Below are 3,300 nucleotides of genomic sequence, written 5' to 3' on the forward strand. Positions count from 1 at the left end.
ACCTGTCCCTTTTTTCAACTTTGTCCTGTTGGTTCGCTTGATAACGGAAAAGACCTCCGGGCTAATCTTTTAACTCGAAGGTCTTTTTAACTTCATCTCTTGAATTTTTAAGTATTTTTGTTATACTTAATTTAATTGATGAAGCTAATCTGTTACCCTGCAAAAGTTTGAGATTAGCTTTTTTCATGCCTTGATTGTCCTTATTGGCAATCAAGGCATTTTATTTGCTTGTTAAAGTAATCATACCATAGAAATATCAAATTCTACTAATTTTTTTAAAATTAATAGTCTTTTAGACTGAGAGTAGTATTCTATCAAGCTTAAAAGCTTTCTAGATTAACAACAAATTGCTGCCAGCGTGTTTTAATGGCTAATTATCATTAATCTAATAAATTATATAATTCAACTACCTGCTCATTAAGTTCTTGTATGATTTACGCAATTTGCTAAATCTGCTTTGTAGGCATTCAACTACGTCTTGTTTTAGTTTGATTATAAGCATTTTGTACCAATCCAGCAGCCACATTCTTGGTTAATGGTACTTTTAACTTTTTTGCTTGGATCATTAATGTATCAGTAGCTGTCTGTTTTTTATCTGCACCAGATTTCTCACTTTTAATAGCTTCCTCGTTAACTAAAACTTGAGCAAGCTTATACCATACATCTAACTTATCTGCTAAAGATTTATTACGTTCTTTAATATATGGATAAATACCAACAAGAATAAACGCAATTATTACAGCTAGCGTGCTTAACAATTGTAAAATAGACGTTAATTTATCCATCAATATCACTTCTCTCCTTGACAGTAGTAAATTGTGCTGCCTTTAATTTACGAATTTTTTCTTTTAAATGATCAATTTCATTTTCATCATTAAGAAACTTTGTACGATAGTATTTTACTTCGTTATATAATCGTCGCCGTTCTTTATCATTTGCAGTATTTCTTGTTTTTACATGCCACTGATAAAAATTGATTAGCATTGAAACGAGTCCACAAAAGGCAGTTGAGGTTAGCAAAATTATCAGTTTTTTATACATTATGCATATTCCTCCTTGCTATTTTGGTTTGTATAAAAGAAAGAGTCTCAACAGTAAGTGAGCTGTTTGAGACTTTTAAATATTTTATGATCTATTTATAAAACTTATTACTACTCTGGGTCATTCCAAGTAATTTCATAAATTCTACTGTGCAAAGTCTTTAATGTAGTTGCGTCATGATATGAGACCGTTAAATATGCATCATTTTTATTAATTACTTGAATACTTTCAAACTCAGTAACAAATTTACTCCGATCTAAGACTGAACCATTATTGTGATCATTATTATTAGCATTCAAATTAATTCTATGCCAGTTCTCTGTGCTATTCCAATCCACTAATCCATTCGGCAGTTTTTGATAACCATAAGGTATTTTATAAATATAACGATCTTGAGCTACCCCTTGACCTACATCATCTGTTTTAGGTGCAGCTTCACTTGAAATATAGATATTTTTTTTATCGTCTATATCAAAGCCCTGAATTGATCCAACAGCAGATGTAAAATTCTCAATTTTAAATGCATAAGAACAACGAAATTGATCAAGCGGATAATTTGTAGGACCACCATTGAGAGCTTTATTAATTTCATTCACTGAGTAGAAACCAAAATGAGCCGTTCCACTTGTATCAATAGTAACAATCAACATATCTAGATAATTTGGAGAAACCGCAGCTTCGGATCTAAGCAAATTAACTCCTGGATAAACTACATTATCATCATAGCCTGCTCCTGCTCTATTAAGAGCTGACAACCTAGGCATCTGTGTATTTTTCGTATATTTTTTATTTTGAAATTTTACCCTTGCTATTTGAGTAGCCCAGTAATATTTAGAGCTTGAAAGTTTTTTAGGTTTTGTACCAATAAACCACTCACCATTGCCGTTAGGTCCAGCATATTCCCAAGTTTGTGTATGAGAACCTGCTGTACCACTCTTTTTAGCACCCTTTAAAAATAACCGAAAATGCTTTTCGCCTTTTGTAAATTGTGCATTAAATCCATCTTTTCTTGCTCTATAAACTACAGTATCTGTACCTTTGGCCAATTGCTGCAACGCATATATATATTTAGTTGCTACATTACCTTTTTGAACAACTACCTGATGGAGACCATTCAATTCATATTTCAAACTTGGCGTTACACTAGATACTTTTCTCATATCGAAACTCCTTTACTAATTGAAAAAATAATTATCTATCCAAATCTTTAATCTCGAGATCATAATTAAAATAGCACGTAAGGAGGAATTAAGCCGACTAATGTCGGCTTAATTCTTTGTTGGAGGAATTGTGCAAGTTTTAAGCAAAAAAAAACAATGAGGATTCATTGCTTTTTATATTTAACTTTATTCTTTTATATTTTTTCTATGTTGGCTGGCGTGACATCAGCTGCTGTATTTATTGGCTTTAAATGATTGCCAAAAGTATATTTAGCAGTCGAAGCTTTCACAAAATTACAGTTTGACATCGATGAAGGTGAATCTAAAACTTCATAAAATAGTTCTGCTTTTTTATCTGCTGGAACCCATATATATCTTAATCCTGTAACCGAAACCGTATCACCTGAACTAAACCATGAATCGTCCGCAAATTCTCCTTTTATATTATAAAGATATGCGTCATTCACAAATCTTACATGCATGATATTAGTATACGGTATTAGTTGCTGACGAGGCTGCGTTTTAAGGTCGTCTCTTAAAACAAACAATTTTTTATTGTTTTTTATGCGGAATACTTCTAGAACTCCATTATCAAGCATATCAATTTTAGTCGTCCCTGCTAGTTCTTCTCTATTACTGCGACGATCAACCACTAGTTTCGTACCCTTTTTGACATATTTATTGGTAAATTCACCTTTATTATTAACAAGATTTGCTTTTGTAAAATCTTTATCAGAAGAAAATGGCGATGATGCTATTGTAACAGTAGCATAATTAGTAAATAACTTATTTCCATTGATACTATCAACATTTATAGCTTTAATATAACCGCCATGACCGATGTTGTAGTATTGTTTACCTTTAATTGTTTTATATGGTAGATAATACCAGTTCATATCTTTGTCATTAAAGGAATAACGCTTGGTATCTGGATCAGATAGGGCTTTAATTTTGCCAACATATCTTACTAAAGCACCCTTTTTTAGCAGCCCATTCGTTTTAAGATAAGAATACTTTTTCTTACCCTTTTTGTTATAAACACGAGTCTTATGATTCAAGGTTAGCTTGCCTTGCTCAGAATTTACATTTGACGTAGTAG

4 protein-coding genes are annotated in these 3,300 nt (G+C 31.9%); all 4 read right to left on the bottom strand.

The window, feature by feature from the left end:
• Positions 1-467: 467 nt before the first annotated feature.
• Entirely contained in the window at positions 468-785 is a 318-nt protein-coding gene (locus ACZ2M0_RS09320; protein WP_038521156.1) for a phage holin, LLH family, read from the bottom strand.
• On the bottom strand, positions 778-1,041 hold the full coding sequence (locus tag ACZ2M0_RS09325; protein ID WP_038521153.1) for a hypothetical protein: 264 nt from the start codon (positions 1,039-1,041) through the stop codon (positions 778-780). Before ACZ2M0_RS09325 ends, ACZ2M0_RS09320 begins: the two co-directional genes overlap by 8 nt.
• A 110-nt stretch (positions 1,042-1,151) precedes the next feature.
• Positions 1,152-2,201 carry a helveticin J family class III bacteriocin gene (locus tag ACZ2M0_RS09330; protein WP_046333027.1) on the bottom strand — a complete coding sequence of 350 codons (1,050 nt, stop codon included), beginning with the start codon at positions 2,199-2,201 and terminating at the stop codon, positions 1,152-1,154.
• A gap of 194 nt (positions 2,202-2,395) precedes the next feature.
• A partial coding sequence (locus tag ACZ2M0_RS09335; protein WP_490059272.1) for an SLAP domain-containing protein occupies positions 2,396-3,300 on the bottom strand: 905 nt, incomplete at its 5' end.

The sequence above is a fragment of the Lactobacillus sp. VURO6/B1 (VP7) genome, assembly GCF_058139575.1.

Bases quoted from the DNA above. Each gene is read 5' to 3' on its own strand.
- ACZ2M0_RS09330 (WP_046333027.1), bottom strand. From the start codon at position 2,201: ATGAGAAAAGTATCTAGTGTAACGCCAAGTTTGAAATATGAATTGAAT.
- ACZ2M0_RS09320 (WP_038521156.1), bottom strand. From the start codon at position 785: ATGGATAAATTAACGTCTATTTTACAATTGTTAAGCACGCTAGCTGTA.
- ACZ2M0_RS09325 (WP_038521153.1), bottom strand. From the start codon at position 1,041: ATGTATAAAAAACTGATAATTTTGCTAACCTCAACTGCCTTTTGTGGA.